This is a genomic window from Dyadobacter sandarakinus (assembly GCF_016894445.1).
GTDB classification, from domain to species: domain Bacteria; phylum Bacteroidota; class Bacteroidia; order Cytophagales; family Spirosomataceae; genus Dyadobacter; species Dyadobacter sandarakinus.
Genome location: NZ_CP056775.1, coordinates 3,791,831 through 3,808,537, shown reverse-complemented (window position 1 = coordinate 3,808,537; position 16,707 = coordinate 3,791,831). Strand labels below are relative to the sequence as shown.

General features: G+C 50.7%; 16 protein-coding genes. 12 read left to right on the top strand and 4 right to left on the bottom strand.

All coding sequences use genetic code 11. From position 1 onward, the window contains the following. Positions 1 to 14 precede the first annotated feature (14 nt). The gene (locus HWI92_RS15305; protein WP_204656832.1) at positions 15 to 1,100 is read left to right on the top strand and encodes a M48 family metallopeptidase; all 1,086 of its coding nucleotides are present in this window, start codon (positions 15 to 17) and stop codon (positions 1,098 to 1,100) included. A gap of 67 nt (positions 1,101 to 1,167) precedes the next feature. Continuing rightward, positions 1,168 to 1,920, top strand: coding sequence for an SHOCT domain-containing protein (locus tag HWI92_RS15300; RefSeq protein WP_204656830.1), 753 nt, complete (start codon positions 1,168 to 1,170; stop codon positions 1,918 to 1,920). 122 nt (positions 1,921 to 2,042) lie between these two features. Here HWI92_RS15300 and ahcY read toward each other — a convergent pair whose 3' ends face one another. After that, positions 2,043 to 3,359 (bottom strand): adenosylhomocysteinase, encoded by a 1,317-nt coding sequence (ahcY, locus tag HWI92_RS15295; RefSeq protein WP_204656828.1) that lies wholly within the window; start codon positions 3,357 to 3,359, stop codon positions 2,043 to 2,045. Positions 3,360 to 3,726: 367 nt separating this feature from the next. Here ahcY and HWI92_RS15290 point away from each other — a divergent pair, with 367 nt between their 5' ends. The 5 genes from HWI92_RS15290 to HWI92_RS15270 all read left to right on the top strand — a co-directional run bounded on the left by HWI92_RS15290 (position 3,727) and on the right by HWI92_RS15270 (position 6,948). Next, a complete protein-coding gene (locus HWI92_RS15290) occupies positions 3,727 to 4,824 on the top strand; it encodes a sensor histidine kinase (RefSeq protein WP_204656826.1) in 1,098 nt (365 codons plus the stop codon). A 2-nt stretch (positions 4,825 to 4,826) separates the two neighbouring features. Continuing rightward, positions 4,827 to 5,549 (top strand): LytR/AlgR family response regulator transcription factor, encoded by a 723-nt coding sequence (locus tag HWI92_RS15285; protein WP_204656824.1) that lies wholly within the window; start codon positions 4,827 to 4,829, stop codon positions 5,547 to 5,549. Positions 5,550 to 5,693: 144 nt separating this feature from the next. Continuing rightward, the gene (locus HWI92_RS15280) at positions 5,694 to 5,906 is read left to right on the top strand and encodes a hypothetical protein (RefSeq protein ID WP_204656822.1); all 213 of its coding nucleotides are present in this window, start codon (positions 5,694 to 5,696) and stop codon (positions 5,904 to 5,906) included. 2 nt (positions 5,907 to 5,908) lie between these two features. After that, a complete protein-coding gene (locus HWI92_RS15275) occupies positions 5,909 to 6,634 on the top strand; it encodes a hypothetical protein (protein ID WP_204656820.1) in 726 nt (241 codons plus the stop codon). After that, positions 6,631 to 6,948, top strand: coding sequence for a hypothetical protein (locus HWI92_RS15270; protein ID WP_204656818.1), 318 nt, complete (start codon positions 6,631 to 6,633; stop codon positions 6,946 to 6,948). The genes HWI92_RS15275 and HWI92_RS15270 overlap by 4 nt, the downstream gene beginning before the upstream one ends. 108 nt (positions 6,949 to 7,056) lie before the next feature. Here HWI92_RS15270 and HWI92_RS15265 read toward each other — a convergent pair whose 3' ends face one another. The 3 genes from HWI92_RS15265 to HWI92_RS15255 all read right to left on the bottom strand — a co-directional run bounded on the left by HWI92_RS15265 (position 7,057) and on the right by HWI92_RS15255 (position 9,823). Beyond that, complete coding sequence (locus tag HWI92_RS15265) at positions 7,057 to 7,647, bottom strand: carboxymuconolactone decarboxylase family protein (RefSeq protein WP_204656816.1); 591 nt, start codon at positions 7,645 to 7,647, stop codon at positions 7,057 to 7,059. Positions 7,648 to 7,747: 100 nt separating this feature from the next. Further along, positions 7,748 to 8,299 (bottom strand): peroxiredoxin, encoded by a 552-nt coding sequence (locus HWI92_RS15260; RefSeq protein WP_204656807.1) that lies wholly within the window; start codon positions 8,297 to 8,299, stop codon positions 7,748 to 7,750. A gap of 219 nt (positions 8,300 to 8,518) precedes the next feature. Further along, positions 8,519 to 9,823, bottom strand: a complete 1,305-nt coding sequence (locus tag HWI92_RS15255) for a UDP-N-acetylmuramoyl-tripeptide--D-alanyl-D-alanine ligase (RefSeq protein WP_204656805.1) — start codon at positions 9,821 to 9,823, stop codon at positions 8,519 to 8,521. A gap of 107 nt (positions 9,824 to 9,930) precedes the next feature. Here HWI92_RS15255 and HWI92_RS15250 point away from each other — a divergent pair, with 107 nt between their 5' ends. The 5 genes from HWI92_RS15250 (at position 9,931) to HWI92_RS15230 (ending at position 16,690) form a co-directional block, all read left to right on the top strand. Next, on the top strand, positions 9,931 to 12,153 hold the full coding sequence (locus tag HWI92_RS15250; RefSeq protein WP_229248050.1) for a T9SS type A sorting domain-containing protein: 2,223 nt from the start codon (positions 9,931 to 9,933) through the stop codon (positions 12,151 to 12,153). A 145-nt stretch (positions 12,154 to 12,298) separates the two neighbouring features. After that, positions 12,299 to 13,381: an L-rhamnose/proton symporter RhaT gene (rhaT, locus tag HWI92_RS15245; protein WP_204656801.1), complete on the top strand. Its 1,083-nt coding sequence runs from the start codon at positions 12,299 to 12,301 to the stop codon at positions 13,379 to 13,381. Between the two features lie 174 nt (positions 13,382 to 13,555). Continuing rightward, positions 13,556 to 14,806: a DUF6786 family protein gene (locus HWI92_RS15240; protein ID WP_204656799.1), complete on the top strand. Its 1,251-nt coding sequence runs from the start codon at positions 13,556 to 13,558 to the stop codon at positions 14,804 to 14,806. Between the two features lie 122 nt (positions 14,807 to 14,928). Then, positions 14,929 to 15,534 (top strand): RNA polymerase sigma factor, encoded by a 606-nt coding sequence (locus HWI92_RS15235; protein ID WP_204656797.1) that lies wholly within the window; start codon positions 14,929 to 14,931, stop codon positions 15,532 to 15,534. Between the two features lie 79 nt (positions 15,535 to 15,613). Continuing rightward, positions 15,614 to 16,690 (top strand): FecR family protein, encoded by a 1,077-nt coding sequence (locus tag HWI92_RS15230; protein WP_204656794.1) that lies wholly within the window; start codon positions 15,614 to 15,616, stop codon positions 16,688 to 16,690. Positions 16,691 to 16,707 lie beyond the last annotated feature (17 nt).

Genomic DNA, 16,707 nt, shown 5'->3' with positions numbered 1-16,707 from the left:
AGTAACTTTAATATATGAAGTCTTTCAGGGTCAGGTATTACAATGGGAAAACGTCGGCCATATTCGACGCGATGCTGGAACTGCTGCCTGACCACTGGGTGATTACCTACACCGACCAGGACGGTGCGTTACAGGTATCCCGCTGGTCGCTGGCAGGTATACAGGCCGATCAGAATTTCACAAACATCCGGGTATTCAGGTACGGCGATTTTCCGGAAGAGGTTTTTGAAACCAATGATGACAGTTTGCTGCATGCGATCAGAACGGAATATCCGGACAGGAAATACTTCAGAAGCAGCATCTTCGACAAGCCGGCGGGCCGGAACATGCTCATAGCAGGTCTGATCATAGGTACCCTGGCGCTGATCCTGGCCGGGTACTTTTACATCCTGCCTTTCGCAGCCGAGAAAACCGCCACGGTTGTTCCCGCAAGCGTCGAGGAGCAGATCGGGGAAACCCTGCATGAAAATATCATCAGTGAGGAAAAGGTTAACAAAGAACTATCCGATGTATTAACCGACTTTGCCGCCGTGGTCAGTCCCGGTGAAATGAAGTACCCCGTACAAGTAACTGTGATCCGGAAAAACGAGATGAATGCATTCGCGCTTCCCGGCGGGTACATCGTCGTATATGATCAGATTTTAACAAAAATGAAAACGAAGGAGGAGCTTGCCGCCCTGCTTTCGCACGAAATTGCGCATATCCATTACCGGCATTCACTCAAAAGCCTCTTTCGCAGTCTGGGGTCCTACATGTTTGTTTCGCTGCTGCTTAATGATATCAATGGCATTGTAGCCGTACTGGCCGAAAACTCCAATATGCTCCTGAACCTCACCTACTCGCGCGACCTGGAAACCGAAGCCGACGAGAGGGCAATTGCCTACATGGAGCAGAAGCATGTGGATCTGAAAGGCTTCACCGGATTATTTAACCTTCTCAAACAAAACGTGGCACTACCCGCACAGCTCAAAATATTGAGTACACACCCGCTCACCGACGAGCGCCTGGAATATGCCGGCCAAAAGGTGAAGGCACAAACCGGCATACAGCCGCAGCCCGAGCTGGACAGGCTATGGCAAAAGGTGCTCAATGCCAGGTAGTACGCATTGCATCAGCCTCCATGATGGCACTGTTTTTTTGGTGTTGACGTAAAACAGAATCAGTACCATGAAAACACTCACAAATGAAGGTCGGCAGTATGTTGAAGAGACTGCTGCAAAATATAAGGTAAGTACCGATACAGTAGAAAGCCTGCTCAAGGCCATCGTCAGCGGTGGAGGTACGGCGGCACAGTTCAACATACCTGAGCTTGGCGGCGCGGGTCAGTGGATGCGCGGCGGAATGGTGATGGTAGGGGATATGTTTAACAGCGCTTTGCGTACGCATGTTGAAGAGCTTTGCAATGAACTGGCTGCCAAAGTAAGTACTTCGGTGTTGTTTGAGGAAAACGGTGAAGCTGAGCTGCCACAAAAGCATGCAGGCAACAATGCGGGTAGCTGGCCTGCTATATTCGGAACACCTACCTCAACAGGCTCCCAAAACAATTTCAGATATGCCTACTTTGCACCTGCGCGCAGGCTGGTGATTGAAGAGGATGGCAGACGTACCATTTACGACACCAAGCACCATGAAATATCGGGTGTTTCGCAGCAGCAGGGTTACGGCCAGTCGCACCGGTTTACCAGCCAGGATGGGCCGGTAGACCTGGGCAGCCTTTCGGTGGTATCTGCACCGGGCGAAAAGATGCAGCCTACGCCCGAGATTGCCTACGATGTTACTTCCAATGCAGACCTGCGCTCCTCGGATTCCAGCGATGCCATCATTTCAACCATTGAGAAAATCAATGCGCTTTATGAAAAGGGGCACATTACTGAAGAAGAATTCAGGTCTAAAAAACAGGAACTGCTTGCCAGGCTGTAACCATTGGCCAAAGAGGCCGAAAAGGATGGTTATTGTCAGCTGCTTTTTTTGAAGTAGAGAGACCAGTAACAAGAAAAAGGCTGCCTTTGGGCAGCCTTTTTCGTTTGCATACTACACTGTGCTTAATAGCGGTACGTTTCTGCTTTGAACGGACCTTGAGGCGTTACGCCGATGTAAGCGGCTTGTTCGTCTGTCAGCGTGTCCAGCTTGGCGCCTACGTGGGCCAGGTGCAGGGCTGCTACTTTTTCATCCAATGCTTTTGGCAGCACGTATACTTTCTTCTCGTAGCTCGCAGTATTGGTCCATAGCTCAATTTGTGCGAGCGTCTGGTTAGAGAATGAGCACGACATTACAAATGAAGGGTGACCCATCGCGCAGCCCAGGTTTACCAGACGGCCTTCTGCCAGTACGATAATGTCTTTTCCTTCTACATTGTAAATGTCAACCTGCGGTTTAACCTGAGATTTTGTATGGCCATATGCGCCGTTCAGCCACGCCATATCAATTTCATTATCAAAGTGTCCGATGTTACAAACCACAGCCTTGTCGCGCATTTTGCGGAAATGGTTCTCTGTGATGATCTTGTAATTTCCGGTTGCAGTTACAAAAATATTGGCACGGCTGGCAGCTTCGTCCATGGTAACTACTTCATATCCGTCCATAGCAGCCTGCAATGCGCAGATAGGATCGATCTCGGTTACGAGCACGCGGCAGCCTGCACCTCTCAGGGATTCAGCAGAACCTTTACCTACGTCACCATAACCGGCTACTACTGCCACTTTACCAGCCAGCATCAGGTCGGTAGCGCGGCGGATCGAGTCAACCAGTGACTCGCGGCAGCCGTATTTATTATCAAATTTCGATTTGGTCACCGAGTCGTTTACGTTAATGGACGGCAGGTGCAATGTGCCGTTTTTGTAACGCTCGTAAAGGCGGTGAACGCCTGTGGTTGTTTCTTCCGAAAGTCCGCGGATACCACCGATCAGCTCAGGATATTCGTCAAAAACCATATTGGTAAGATCTCCACCGTCATCAAGGATCATATTCAGCGGCTGGCGGTCTTCACCGAAAAACAGTGTTTGCTCGATACACCAGTTGAACTCTTCCTCGTTCATGCCTTTCCATGCATAAACCGGGATACCGGCAGCGGCAATGGCAGCAGCAGCGTGATCCTGGGTAGAGAAGATGTTGCATGATGACCAGGTTACCTCAGCGCCCAGTGCCGTCAAAGTTTCGATCAGCACGGCAGTCTGGATCGTCATGTGCAGACAGCCTGCAACACGTGCTCCTGCCAGCGGCTGAGACGGTCCGTACTCGGTACGGATAGCCATCAGGCCCGGCATTTCTGCTTCTGCCAGTGTAATTTCTTTCCGGCCCCATTCTGCCAGTGTGATGTCCTTTACTTTGTAAGGAATGTACGTTTCAGTTGATGTTGCCATGCTAAAAACAGTTTTGTTCATTTCATTTGGAATGTACAAAAGTACTCAGAAAAACCACGGAGCCGAAGAAAAGCAGATACAAGTTGTGACTTCGGGCTTTGATTTGGATAAAATATCTTTTTCCCCTGGCTGCTTGCGGGTTATGCGTGTTGACAATGCTTTATTCTCAGGTACTTGCAGATATTTTGTCGCGGGCCGCAGTTAGTAATATAACCAAGTCATTCTGCCTGAGTCCTGCACAGTCTTGTGGCTCCTGCACCGGGCGACGATTCACCTTTCTCAAATGCATTTTGTCGACGCAAGTCCGCCGTATGTCTTCAAAAACACCGCGTCTCCCAATCGACCCATGAAATAATTACTTTTGTACATGCACCTTATTGCCACCCTGTCAGCCCGTTTTTCCGAAAAAAAGGTCGTCCGGCACCTGGCCTTCTGGCTGTTTATCCTTTGTGTGCTCACCTTTGTGTACGGCGCCGGATTGCCGGGGTACTGGTTTGCGATGGGGATTGTAGCCATGTTTATGCCGGTACATGCGCTCTATTTTTATTCGATTGCCTATTTTATCATTCCACGGTATTTCAATGGGGGACGGTATGTTGTTTTCTTCATCTGCCTGTTTCTGTGCGTCGTACTTTCCACCGTGGCATTCCGGCTGATCGAGATTTTTATTGCAGATCCATTGATCTACCGGGCAGTCCTGAAAACCGATCCTGCTTTCATCTGGCACAAGCTCGATGGCACGCCCGGCGAGCAGTTTGCGAGACCTACCTACCTGATCAGTGCATTTGAGCAAACCAACATCTTTGTATGGATTGCCTTGTCGGTAAAGTTTTTTAAAATGTGGTTTGAGCGAAAACAGGCGGCTACCGAGGCGGAGCTGAATTTTCTGAAAGGACAGCTTCATCCGCATTTTTTGTTCAATACCCTCAACAACCTCTATGCCCTCACCCTCAACCAGTCGCCCCAGTCTCCGGCTGTGGTCATGGGGTTGGCCGAGATCCTGCGGTATATGCTGTATGAGGCCAATACGGGGGTAGTAAGTCTGGAAAGGGACATCCGCATTGTTGAAAGCTACATTGCACTGGAAAAAATACGGTACGACGAGCGGCTTGACATTACTTTCAGTATACACGGAAGCTTGTCGGAGCATCGCATCGTACCGCTGCTCATCCTTCCGCTCGTCGAAAATGCGTTCAAGCACGGAGCCAGTGAGCAGGTAGGCCAGGCGTGGATCAACATGGACCTGCGTGTAAAGGACCAGCTGCTCAAATTTAAAATATCAAACAGCAGGCCGGAGTTGCCGGCCCACCCCGATCTGCGGCCTCATCATGTGAGCATCGGATTAGCCAATGTGCGTAAAAGGCTGGAAATCCTGTACCCGCAGGCACACCAGCTGAGGATCTTTGAAGAACCGGAAGTCTTTGCCGTAATTCTCGAAATTGAGCTGAAAAAAACCGAGATCTGACCATGGAAATGAACGTACTCCTGGTAGACGATGAGCCGCATGCGCTCGAAGTCCTGGACAATTATCTGGCTAATTTTGGTCAGGTAAAAATCATTGCGCGCTGTCACCATGCGATCCAGGCATTCCAGGTTTTGCAGCAGCAGAAGGTGGATCTGATGTTCCTGGATGTCAAGATGCCCGGCCTCAAAGGCACCGACCTCCTGCGCAGCCTGAAACATCCGCCCAGAGTTATTTTCACGACTGCCTACCAGGACTATGCCGTAGAGGGGTTTGACCTGAATGCATTGGACTACCTGCTTAAACCCATTCCTTTTGAGCGTTTTCTGCGGGCTATGGACAAGGCATTTGCGGCTTTGCAGATTGAGAAACAGCAGCCCGAGCAAACAGCCGCCGCCGCACCCGGCTCAAACGACGCTTTTCTGTACCTCAAAGTGGACCGCAAGATGGTGAAGGTCAACGTAGAGGAAATTCTCTGGATCGAAAGCATTCGTGATTACGTGAAGGTGGTATTGCGGGATAAGGTGCTTATTTCAAAACAAAAGATCAGCCTCCTGGAAGAGTTGTTGTCCGAAGAGCATTTTGTGCGGGTACACCGCTCATTTATTGTGGCGGTTAACAAGGTAGAAAGCTACCATTCCTACAAAGTCGGGATTGCGGGCAAGGAGCTGCCCATCGGGCGCAACTTTCGCAACGATTGCCAGAAGCGTTTCAGGCAGGCATTCTGAACCTTTTACAGGTGATTCGTCGATAAAAAATGCTGTTTATCGACAGTCGTCTGCCTCCCTGCATATAGCATGCTGATTACCTGTAAAATTGCAGCGCAACCGTCGGAAACGCGGTTTGCAGCCTAATCCATCATTTAATCAGCCATGTTAAAAAGAAAGAAAACCCTCGCAGCTGCGTTGTTCCCGGCGCTGCTGCTGCCCAGCTGCAAAGATGCAGAAAACCCGTCCCGGCCCGGTACCCGCCCGGCCAAACGCCACCCGGATATAAAAGCAGGAAGCTGCATTTACGGTCAGGTCCCTGAAATGCGGGGCGCCGTTGCGGGCAGCACTGCGGAAGGTAACTGGTACAAAGCATAATTATGGACGAACTGATGATACACATCAGCCTGATGTTTGGGCTGGTGGTACTTCTGTGCGCCTTTACTTTTTACAAGGCTACCCATGATTCCTGCATTTATGCGTGGGTTGTTACAGGCTGGATCGTTTTGCAGAGTGCAGTTTCCGTGTCAGGTTTTTACCAGCATACAGAAGGCCCTTTTCCAAGGATCATCCTGGTTGCCGTGCCGCCGATGGCAGTGCTCGCCGGACTGTTTTTTACCAGTCGCGGAAGGACATTCGTTGATACGCTCGATACACATTTACTGACGGTCATTCATGTTGTTCGCGGGCCTGTGGAGCTGGTGCTGTACTGGCTTTTCCTGTGCCGGCTGGTGCCGCATGAAATTACCTTGGGTGGAGGTAACCTGGATATCTTTTCGGGGCTGACGACCCTCCTAGTGTACTATTGGGGCGTATTGAAGGAAAAACTGCACTGGCAGGTACAGGCAGGCTGGCATATTGTATGTACGGGCCTGCTGCTCCATGTTTATTTCAAGCTGCTGTTTTCGGCTCCTTCCTGTTTTCAAATAACCGGGTACGAGTATCCCAATGTAGCGATCCTCCGGTTTCCATTCGTGTTTTTGCCGGGCCTGGTGGTTCCGCTGCTGCTGTGTTCCCACATTGTCCTGCTCCGCAGCCTGCTGAAAGTTCATTCCATAATCCGGCCGCGGGCCGTCAAGTCATTGGTACAAACTGATATTTCATGAACCGTTTTCTATTCATGCTGGCTGCTGCCTGGGTAACGGTCAGCAACCCCGCCGTTGCGCAGCGGGGCCGGCCGGTGCGCCAGCCTTTTCCGGAGCAAGGTTTTTGGGTGGCGCATACGAGCTCCGGGCAACAGGGTACGGTGGTGCGCTACTACGCCAACAGCATTACGCAGGTAAGCGAAGTGCATTACAGCCGTACCCTGAACGTGTCACGCCTTTCAGCCAGGCGTTTTCTGAACCGCCGGCTCAAAGCCGAACTGTGCAGGAGCTCATCCTGCCCCAGAGAGCCGCCGCTTTACCAAATGGACCCATGATGCAGGGTACACCGGTCAATCCAATGCTTTATAAAACAAAAGGTGCCCGGTTTCGCGGGCACCTTTTAAAAGTGAGAACAACCTGCTGCGAGGCATCTCTCTTTGGTTTTATATCAAAACAGAAAAGCTTTTGAAAATTGCGCCTACGCGAACTGCATCGAATATACGCGCCTGTGTGCCGCCATGGTTCAGTACGGATTGTTCGTGAGAGGTCACACACATTTCGCATCCGTTGAGGGACGAAATCACAAGGCTCAGCAATTCAAAAAACTCTTTTCCCAGCACGGGGTTCATCATAATACTCATTTTGATGCCCGCCGGTGCATTGTCATAAAATTCCTTGTGCATGAAGTGACGGAAACGATAGAACACATTGTTTGCATTCATTAACGACACACAAGCTGCCAGCTCAGCCACTTCCTTTTCGTCCGCGCCTTCTGCTGCTGCCAGCTGCTCCAGTGCAGCAATCAGGGCTGCATTTTTTTCATTAATGGCCGTCGCCAGTCCGATCAGCAAAGATTCTTTACGGCTCAAAGTTTGTGTTTTGAGCACATTGCTGATATTGATTTTCAGATCTTTCAGGTAACGGTGGTCGAGCGCTGCAAGCTTGTTGATCAGCACGCTTTCAAACTCAGCGGGCAGGTTAACCTCTTTATACAGCGATTCCTTTGTATTTCCGGTGGAAGTAAATGGGTACATGTTTTATTGAAATTGAATGGGAGCATATCCCGGTGTGTAAAAAAAAACAGTTCACAGGAGGCAAAAGCCCGGGCTGTGAACTGCTGGTGTGCTCAGGAGATTACGCCAGGGTAGCTTCTCCTTTTTGCCAGTTGCAAGGGCAAAGCTCGTCTGTCTGAAGTGCGTCCAGTACACGGATTACTTCACTTACATTACGGCCTACTGAAAGGTCGTTCAGGCTTACCCAGCGAATAATGCCTTGCGGATCAACAATGTAAGTCACGCGGTATGCTACTTTTTCGTTAGCTTCCAGGATGCCCAGTTCTTCAGCCAGTGACTTCGAAGTGTCAGCCAGCATCGGGAAGTGCAGGTCGCGCAGGTCGTCATGGTTTTTACGCCATGCAAGGTGAACAAACTCGCTGTCAGTAGAAGCACCGATCAGGATCGCATCGCGGTCAGCAAAATCTTCGTTGTGTTTGTTAAACTCGGCAATTTCGGTAGGACAAACGAAAGTGAAATCTTTGGGCCACCAGAACATCACCATCCATTTGCCGGCAGCTTTGTGATCTTCGGAAGTAATGTCATAAAACTCATTACCTTTTTCCAGAGATACAACAGATGTTTTCTTGAATTCGGGGAAAGTCGATCCCACAGAAAGGATTCTATTAGCCATGATCGTTCGGTTGTTTAACAATTGTATTTTTTTGTGTTACAAATCTACAACCCGACCTACATGGACACAACCGGTGACATAGCACTATCTCAGGAAAGACTTATCCTAAATGAATGAATTTGGTTTAATTTATCCAATCGGAGTCTTTATAAATACTGTCAATAACCTCATAAATGCAGCCGATAGAATTATACTTACAATTTAGATAATTATACTATTTCATGCTGGTATCAGGTTCACAACTGATTCCAGCGCCATGCCCCGCGAACCTTTTACCAGTATGGTTGTATGATCCTGCGGGTTATCCATCACCCAGTTATGTAATGAAAACTTGTCGGGAAAGTAGTAGGCTTTCGGTAACGCCGGCAGTGCATGCTGCATAAGCTGCCCTGCAAGCAATACCACGTCAAACGGGTAAGTGGCAATGAGCCTGCCCAGGGCCAGGTGCTCCTCTGCCGCCGCATCACCCAGCTCAAACATGTCGCCCAGGATCAGCATTTTCCGCGGTGCTTCCATAGCGGCAAAGTTGGCGATCGCAGCAGCCATGGACGAGGGATTGGCATTGTAGGCATCCATGATGATGGTATTGCTCCCCTTCCGCATCACCTGCGACCGGTTGTTATCGGGCTGGTAGGCGGCCACTGCTTCGCAGGCATCCGCATCCGTAACACCGAAGTGCCTGCCCACAGCCAGCGCCGCACAGATGTTGTCGAAGTTGTAGCTTCCCGGCAGGTAGGTCTCCACCAGCCTTTCCCCGAGCCTGAAAGTGACCAGCGGATTTTCACGGACAAGCACGGGGTTGTCGGCGGCACTTTCCGACTGGTAAAAGATTATGTCACCAAATGCCCGGCGCTTACTGACCATCTCCATAATGGTTTCGTTCTGCGCATTGACAAAGACGGTTCCTTTTGTTTTGGAAAGAAAATCAAAAAGCTCACCCTTCCCGGCGATGATCCCTTTTACTCCCCCGAAACCTTCCAGGTGTGCTTTGCCGATGTTGGTGATGAGGCCGTGAGTAGGCTGGGCAATGCTGCTCAGCAGGGCAATCTCTTCCTGGTGGTTGGCGCCCATTTCCACCACAGCCATCTCATGGCGGGCAGGATCAACGGAGAGTAATGTGAGGGGTACGCCTATGTGGTTATTCAGGTTTCCTTTTGTAGCGTAAGTATTGTATTTCATGGAGAGTACCTTGGCGATCAGCTCCTTGGTTGTCGTTTTTCCATTGGAACCCGTGAGTGCGATCACCGGAAAGCCGAAGGTCTTGCGGTGATGCCGCGCCAGTTCCTGCAATGCGGCAAGTACATTTTCAACCAGCAGAAAACGCTCGCCTGCTACTGCTTCCGGCTCATCCACGATAGCGTATGCGGCCCCTTTCTGCAGCGCTTCGGCCGCATACAGGTTACCATTGAACTTGTCACCTTTCAATGCAAAAAACAAACAGCCCTCCGTGATCTGGCGGGTGTCTGTGGATACCTTGGGGTTGCTTGTAAAGTGCTGGTAAAGTGTTTCGGTAGAAGTGTACATGGAATTATGCAGGCATTATAAGGTAATAGGCGCGTGATTCGTTAGGTTTAAAGATTCAAAAAACGCCCTTTACGTACAAAGTAATAGATTATTCATCACAGATGCGCATGAAATTTACCTCCCTCACCGTGATCGTTTTCTGCCTGCTGGCGCAAAGTGCGATGGCGCAGCAGTCCTGGTTTCGTACCGACTCGCTCACGGGTCTCACCATAAACGGAACGAAGCTCGCCAATCCCTGGGCCGGCGGGCTGAATGCCTCCCAGTTTCTGAAAATGGACCTCGACGGGGATGGTGTGGAGGATCTTGTGGTATATGATCGTACCAACAGCAAGGTGTCGGCCTTTGTAGCGGATGCTGCGCGGAAGGTGTATGTGCATGCTCCTTTTTACGAAACCCTTTTTCCCCAAACTGACAACTGGATGGTACTGGCGGACTACGATGGGGACGGGCTCAAAGATCTTTTTGCAAGTACTTCACTCGGTATCAGCCTGTACCGGCAGGTCAAAAACGGCACGGCCTGGCATTGGGAGCTGATGCGCGAGGTACTTTATACCAAAGGATTTTCAGGAAACATCAACCTGCAGGTTTCCGGGACGGATATTCCGGGCATCGTGGATATTGACAATGACGGTGATCTTGACCTGCTTACTTTCGACTTCTCGGGGACCTACATAGAGCTGCACCAGAACCTGAGCATGGAAAAATATGGCCGGGCTGATAGTCTCGGAACATCTGCCAATCCCGTGTTCCAGCGCAATGGTGATTGCTGGGGTAATTTCCATAAAGGTGATAATGAAGGTTTTGTGTTTGGCGTACCCTGTGGCGTAGTGGAAAATGCCGGCGGAAAGATCATGCATGCGGGCAATTCTATTTTGCTCCACGACCTCAATGGCGACGGCAAGCGCGATCTGCTTGCAGGACACGTCAGCAATGAACACATCTCTTTTTTGACCAACTCGGCTGCCGGGCTGGTGGCTGATTTTACATCCTATTCCAACAATTACCCCGCGGCCGATCCCGTACTGATGCACATTTTTCCTGCGGCATTCATGGAGGATATTGATTTTGATGGTGTAAAAGACCTGCTTATCGCCCCCAATATTCCGTCCAACGATGCCAATTTCACCAACTTCAAAACTTCGGTCTGGTACTATCACAATGCGGGTACCAGTGATAATCCCGTATTTCAGCTGCGTCAGAAGGATTTTCTGCAAAGCCAGATGCTGGACACAGGCGAAAATGCAGCCCCGGCCTTCTTTGATGTGGACGGCGACGGCGACCTGGATATGGTCGTAGGAACAGGAGGGATGCCGCGGAGCAATGGTTTCCGGGGAAGTATGTACCTGCTGAGAAACAATGGAAGCGCGGCCGTGGCAGACTTTACACTCGAAACCGAGGATTACCTTGGCCTCGCCGGGCAGCTCGGCCTCTACAACATCAGGCCGCAATGGGCTGATTTCAATGGAGACGGCGTGCCTGACCTGGGTTTTGCCGGAACCTCAACTTCCACAATCAAACTCGAATACCGCTACATTCCCAATAAAGCTGTCCAGGGCGCGCCGGCCCAGCTGAACCTGGCCGATGCTGTGCAAATTGCTCTTCCGGCCGAGCTGCAGGCGGGAGACTCGCCCTACTTTTACGATGGCGACCGCGACGGTGACCTAGACCTGCTGGTGGGCAAGTCGCAGGGAAATATTTTTTATTATGTCAACAGCGGCAAGGGCTCACAGTATACATTCAGCCTGCAGACAGATGCATTTGCAGGAGTTTCCATCAATTTTACCGGCCGTTTTCCGCAGCTGGCAGTTGCTGACGCGGATCTTGACGGTCGTCCCGATCTGCTAACGGTAGACCATACCGGCAACCTCCGTATTTTTCATTCTGCCGCCTGGGGTGCCTGGACAGAACGTGAAAGTGCACTTGTTGAAATCAATAAACAGCCGGGTGCGCCTGTTTTCGGAAATTACCTCGCGCTGGCTGTGGGCGACTACAATGGCGACAAAAAGCCCGACGTCGCCATAGGCACCAATGCCGGCGGAGTCCGGCTTTTGACCAATATCCTGCCCGTCACCATCACCGGCGTGGAACCCGTACAGCCGGAGGATGTGCGCGTGTACCCAAATCCAGCAGCCGGGTACCTCCGGGTAAGCGCATCCCGGAGCGGAACATTCCGCGTTTACAATGCAGGCGGCACTCAGCTCACCGGCAGTATCCGCACAGAAGCCAACGTGGAAAAAGAACTGCACACCCGTAGCTGGCCTGCGGGCTTGTACGTGGTGGAATGGGAAAATGGGAGCAGCAAGGTAAGCCGTAAAATCGTGGTGCGATAGGAAGTAACCGGGCGGGCAAAACGTGTGACAGCCTTGGAGTAGATACTGCCCTAACTTCCTTTAAGAAATATTGCCCTTTGTATTTCTTAAACCAACGCCCGGACCTGCCCAGGTCCGCTGCGACCTTTTTTACCATCCTGAATCCATGCAAGCTCTTCTAGGCGTCATTTTTCACTTTATCGGAGGCTTTGCGTCCGGTAGTTTTTACATTCCTTACAAGCGGGTCAGAGGCTGGGCCTGGGAGTCGTACTGGATTGTCGGCGGACTTTTTTCATGGCTGATCGTACCTCCGCTGGCAGCCTACCTGACCATTCCCGGATTCACGGATATCATTGCCCATACCGATAGCAGAATTTTATTTTTTACCTATTTTTTTGGCGTGCTCTGGGGGATCGGAGGTCTTACCTATGGCCTGGGTGTGCATTATCTGGGCGTGTCGCTGGGAAGTTCCATTATCCTCGGACTGAGCTCCGTATTCGGTTCGCTAATCCCTTCCATTTACTACCAGTTCAATCCGACGCCGGGCAAGGATACCATTTCCGAGCTGCTGACGAACACCTGGGGGCAAATGGTACTGCTGGGACTGGCCGTGTGCGTACTGGGCATTATGATATGCGGCAGGGCCGGCATGATGAAGGATGCCGACCTGAAAAAACGGGGTGCAGCGTCGCCCGGCGCCAATGAGTTCAAGATCGGGATCGGGCTTACAGTTTCGATCATTTCGGGGGTGCTCAGCGCCTGTTTTGCATTTGGTATAGATGCAGGTAAAGTGATGGCGGAGGAGGCCAATACCGTCTGGAAAGCTGTAAATGCGGATCAGGGCGAGTTTTTGTTCCAAAACAATGTAACCTACGTGGTGATCCTGCTGGGCGGACTTACCACCAACCTCATCTGGTGTATGATCCTGAATGCGCGCAATAAAACGTTTGGCAATTATACCGATACCACAAAGCCTTTACTGGCCAACTACATCTTTTCGGCCCTGGCAGGTATCACGTGGTTTATGCAATTCTTTTTTTATGGAATGGGAGAAAGTAAGCTGGGCAATGGTCCGAGCTCCTGGATCCTGCACATGGCGTTCATCATCCTGGTTGCCAACTCCTGGGGACTTGCACTGAAAGAGTGGTCCGGTGTAACACGCAAGACGCTGAGGACAATTGTGATCGGGATACTGGTGATCATTCTCTCTATTCTTATTGTCGGATACGGCAACTATCTCCGTGAATAGCAATGCAGTAGCATTGTTGTAAGTTTTTTATTAATTTTTACAAGATTATATTGTAAAGTACCGAAGCTTCGGGCAATTTTAGTGCCCGGCAATACCGACCCGGTCTTTCGGGACCACTATTTTTGAAGTTTGACCACTCAACGGCCTTTCAGGCAGACATGACCATTTACAGTAATGAAAAGCTACCCATTAATCCTGGTACTGCTATCTGTTTTTCTGGCTTCAGGCTGCCGTAAGAAATCATTCAGCACAGAAACGACTACCGTGGAACTACATCCGGGCAGTTTTCCAAAAGGTACCTTCGGGTACGACCTCGCTTTTTTGAAAAAGCACATTACGCCCATTATCCTCACCGCACCCGATAATGCCAGCGCCAAGCTCATCGTAATTCCCGAGTACCAGGGGCGTGTGATGACCAGTACAGCAGCGGGCGACGGCGGCAACAGTTATGGCTGGATCAACTATGACCTCATTTCCAGCGGTCGCAAAAATCCCCATATTAATGCATACGGAGGCGAAGACCGGCTGTGGCTTTCGCCGGAAGGCGGCCAGTTTTCGGTGTATTTCAGTAAAGGGGATAGTTTTACCTACCACAACTGGCAAACTCCCGCCCTCATTGACTCTGAGCCTTTTGAAGTCGTAAGTACCGATTCTGTATCGGCTTCTTTCCGGAAAAAAGGATCACTGGAAAATTATTCAGGTACCAAAATGAAGTTCCTGATCGAGCGGAAGGTTACCATGCTAACCCGGCGTGAAATCCAGGAGCTGCTTTCGATCCGATCACTTGAAGATGTAAAAGCGACGGGCTATGCGTCCGAAAATACGCTTACCAATACCGGCCCGGAATGGGAACGTGAAAAAGGGGCTATCGGCCTGTGGATCCTGGGTATGTTTACGCCGGGAGAGAAAACCACCATTGTAGCGCCGCTGTCGAGCCACTACCAGGGAAAGCCGCAGCTTACTGCTGATTATTTTGGTAAAATCCCGGATGACAGGCTGGTGGTACATGATACGGCTGTGTTTCTGAAAGCCGATGGCCGGTACCGCAGTAAAATCGGTCTGGCGCCACTTTCTGCGAAGCCCGTAGCCGGCAGCTACGATGCCGAAAAAAACATTCTAACCGTAGTGCAGTACGATCTCAACATGCAGGGCGAGTACCTCAAATCGGCCTGGAAGCTGCATGAAGAGCCTTTTAAAGGTGACGCATTCAATGCCTACAATGATGGTCCGCTACCCGACGGTACGCAGATGGGCCCTTTTTACGAGCTCGAATCCAGTTCGTCCGTCCGGATACTGGGACATAATGATAAGCTGTCACATACCCACCGCACCTTCCATTTCGAAGGCGACAAAACGATCCTGAACCGCATAGCCGAAAAGCTTTTTGGAATGGATATTGATCAAATCGGAGAAATTTTTAAATAAAAGCATGATAGCGCAGGACAGTTGAGGCACGGAGGTCATACATATTTACATACCGATAATAAGAAATAATTGGATGTAATGAAGTAGGATGACCGACAAACGTAACGAGTGCCTCAGCTTCCGTGAAACATTCCGACCCCTTAGCCGAACCTTATCTGTTTAACCGCTGGCAGCAGTGCTGTGAGGGCGACAAAAGCGCCTTTGCCGAAATTACCGAGCTCAACTATGCAGCCCTGTATCACTACGGTACCCGCTTCACCCAGGACCGCGACCTGATCAAGGATTGCATCCAGGACCTTTTCCTGAATATCTGGGAAAAGCGCGCGCGGCTTTCGCACATCAGTGCATTGCGTCCTTACCTGTTTCAATCGCTGCGCAACAATCTGATACACCGCCTTCGCCGGCAGTCGTTGTTTTCAGATATTGATAACGCTGCCAGTGAGCCGCCCGACGATGTGTCTCCCGAAGCGGACTGGATATTTCAGGAAACGGACCAGCTTAATGCAACCCGCCTCCGCAGTGCCCTCGATACCCTGCCCAAGCGCCAGCGGGAGGCATTATACCTCAGGTACTACGAAAATCTCTCCTACGAAGAAATTGCGGTGATCATGGGATTGCAGCGTCAGGCGGTTGCCAATTACCTGCAGTACGGTATCCAGAAGCTCCGTGAATACTGGCAGCATGCAGCTGTGTCTTTCCTGTTTTTATTTGATTTTTTCCCGAAATAAAAAAAGTTTTCTGCTTCATGGGTACTATCTGCCGGAACGATACTCATCGTATTACCTGGTGAATAGTTAAAATAAATCCATGAATAATTATACGGATTACGAACTGGCAGATTGGCTCGAAGATGCTGCATTCCAGGACTGGGTGTACCATCATGAAAGGGATATCTTCTGGCAGCACTATCTGAATGACCATCCCGGCCAGCGCCCGGTCATGGAGCAGGCGCGTACGATCCTGCTTTCTGTGCGTGGTGAGCTGGACGTGCTTTCGGCTGCGGAAGTTCAGGCAAGGGTAGGAGACATCATGCGTCAGATTTCTGATGAACCTGCACGCCAGTCCGCCCCGTGGTGGGCTGCCGGATGGTTGCGCTCCGCTGCCATGCTCATCCTGGTTGCGGCTCTCGGCCTGGCTGTTTGGAAAATGCAGGACAAGCTTGTCAGGCTGGCTTCCGGTACGGCTTTCTTTTCCCAGTCCGCCACCACAGCACACAGGGAAATCCGGAACGACAACCAGCCCATCAAGCTGGTGAACCTGCCCGACGGCAGCTCGGTCATCCTGAAAAAGCATGCAAGAATTTCGTTTCCGGCTCAATTTGAAAAAAGCAGGCGCGAAGTGAGCATGTCCGGGGAAGCATTTTTTGAAGTGGTCAAAAATCCTGCTCAGCCCTTTTACGTTTATGCCGGCTCCATGGTCACCAAAGTAAAAGGTACCAGTTTCAGCATCAAGGCAAATGAGGGAGAAGATGAAGTCAATCTGGTGGTAAAAACCGGGATCGTGGAAGTTTCTGCCGCAAACAGAAAGCTAAATGGCCCGGTTAATAAGCTGATCCTCACTCCCAACAAGCAGGTAACCTTTCACCAGAAAAGTATGCGGATGATCACCAGAAGTCTGCAGAAGCCAGTGCTGCTCGATATTCCGGCGGAAAAGCAGGACCTTTCATTTAAACGCACCCCGCTGACAGAAGTTTTTACAGCCCTGGAACAAACCTACGGCGTGGATATCCTTTTTGACAAATCTGCCCTGGCGCATTGCACCATTACGGCCCGGCTCGGCGATGAGCCCATATCCGAGAAGCTGGACATGATATGCGCCGTCGTCAATGCAAAGTATGAAGAGCGCGGCGGTGCTATCCATATTGTGGCTGCCGGCTGCGAATAATCGCCACACACACTGCT

Excerpts from the sequence above, each read along its gene's own strand:
- rhaT (WP_204656801.1), top strand. The coding sequence starts at position 12,299 with ATGCAAGCTCTTCTAGGCGTCATTTTTCACTTTATCGGAGGCTTTGCG.
- HWI92_RS15265 (WP_204656816.1), bottom strand. The coding sequence starts at position 7,647 with ATGTACCCATTTACTTCCACCGGAAATACAAAGGAATCGCTGTATAAA.
- HWI92_RS15250 (WP_229248050.1), top strand. The coding sequence starts at position 9,931 with ATGAAATTTACCTCCCTCACCGTGATCGTTTTCTGCCTGCTGGCGCAA.
- HWI92_RS15280 (WP_204656822.1), top strand. The coding sequence starts at position 5,694 with ATGTTAAAAAGAAAGAAAACCCTCGCAGCTGCGTTGTTCCCGGCGCTG.
- HWI92_RS15270 (WP_204656818.1), top strand. The coding sequence starts at position 6,631 with ATGAACCGTTTTCTATTCATGCTGGCTGCTGCCTGGGTAACGGTCAGC.
- HWI92_RS15260 (WP_204656807.1), bottom strand. The coding sequence starts at position 8,299 with ATGGCTAATAGAATCCTTTCTGTGGGATCGACTTTCCCCGAATTCAAG.
- HWI92_RS15230 (WP_204656794.1), top strand. The coding sequence starts at position 15,614 with ATGAATAATTATACGGATTACGAACTGGCAGATTGGCTCGAAGATGCT.
- HWI92_RS15285 (WP_204656824.1), top strand. The coding sequence starts at position 4,827 with ATGGAAATGAACGTACTCCTGGTAGACGATGAGCCGCATGCGCTCGAA.
- ahcY (WP_204656828.1), bottom strand. The coding sequence starts at position 3,359 with ATGGCAACATCAACTGAAACGTACATTCCTTACAAAGTAAAGGACATC.
- HWI92_RS15275 (WP_204656820.1), top strand. The coding sequence starts at position 5,909 with ATGGACGAACTGATGATACACATCAGCCTGATGTTTGGGCTGGTGGTA.
- HWI92_RS15300 (WP_204656830.1), top strand. The coding sequence starts at position 1,168 with ATGAAAACACTCACAAATGAAGGTCGGCAGTATGTTGAAGAGACTGCT.
- HWI92_RS15240 (WP_204656799.1), top strand. The coding sequence starts at position 13,556 with ATGAAAAGCTACCCATTAATCCTGGTACTGCTATCTGTTTTTCTGGCT.
- HWI92_RS15290 (WP_204656826.1), top strand. The coding sequence starts at position 3,727 with ATGCACCTTATTGCCACCCTGTCAGCCCGTTTTTCCGAAAAAAAGGTC.
- HWI92_RS15305 (WP_204656832.1), top strand. The coding sequence starts at position 15 with ATGAAGTCTTTCAGGGTCAGGTATTACAATGGGAAAACGTCGGCCATA.
- HWI92_RS15255 (WP_204656805.1), bottom strand. The coding sequence starts at position 9,823 with ATGTACACTTCTACCGAAACACTTTACCAGCACTTTACAAGCAACCCC.